Annotated in this window: 1 protein-coding gene; it reads left to right on the forward strand. The window is 47.3% G+C overall.

Going from position 1 to position 1055, the window contains the following annotated elements:
* Positions 1 to 1055 (forward strand): elongation factor Tu (gene tuf / locus AB4503_RS25415; RefSeq protein ID WP_137001546.1); only part of this gene is annotated, 1055 nt, incomplete at both ends.

A 1055-nucleotide genomic window follows, 5' to 3' on the forward strand; every position in this document is an offset into this window, starting at 1 on the left:
GGTGTTGCTAAAGATTTCGCATCTATCGATAACGCTCCAGAAGAGCGTGAGCGCGGTATCACAATCGCAACTTCTCACGTTGAGTACGACACTCCAGCACGTCACTACGCACACGTAGACTGTCCAGGACACGCGGATTATGTTAAAAACATGATCACTGGTGCTGCACAAATGGACGGCGGTATCCTAGTTGTTGCTGCGACTGACGGCCCTATGCCTCAAACTCGTGAGCACATCCTACTTGGTCGTCAAGTTGGTATCCCTTACATCATCGTATTCATGAACAAATGTGACATGGTAGATGACGAAGAGCTACTTGAGCTAGTTGAGATGGAAGTTCGTGAACTTCTTTCTGAATACGACTTCCCAGGTGATGACCTACCAGTTATCCAAGGTTCTGCACTTGGCGCACTAAACGGCGAGAAGCAGTGGGAAGACAAGATCGTTGAGCTTGCAGAAGCACTAGATTCTTACATTCCTGAGCCAGAGCGTGCAGTTGACCAACCGTTCCTACTACCAATTGAAGATGTATTCTCAATTCAAGGTCGTGGTACTGTTGTAACTGGTCGTATCGAGCGCGGTATCCTACGTGTAGGTGACGAAGTAGAAATCGTTGGTATCAAAGAGACTACTCTTACTACTTGTACTGGTGTTGAAATGTTCCGTAAACTGCTTGACGAAGGTCGTGCAGGTGAGAACGTTGGTGCACTTCTACGTGGTACTAAGCGTGATGACGTTGAACGTGGTCAAGTACTTTCTGCGAAAGGTTCTATCAACCCACACACTAAGTTTGAGTCTGAAGTATACGTACTTTCTAAAGACGAAGGCGGCCGTCACACTCCTTTCTTCAAAGGTTACCGTCCACAGTTCTACTTCCGTACAACTGACGTAACAGGCGACATCACTCTACCAGAAGGCGTAGAAATGGTAATGCCAGGTGACAACGTTCAAATGACTGTTGAGCTAATCGCTCCAATCGCAATGGACGAAGGTCTACGTTTCGCAATCCGCGAAGGTGGCCGTACAGTTGGTGCTGGTGTTGTAGCTAAAATCTT

The organism is Vibrio sp. 10N.222.55.B11 (assembly GCF_041473705.1).
Classification (GTDB): Bacteria; Pseudomonadota; Gammaproteobacteria; order Enterobacterales; family Vibrionaceae; genus Vibrio; species Vibrio crassostreae_C.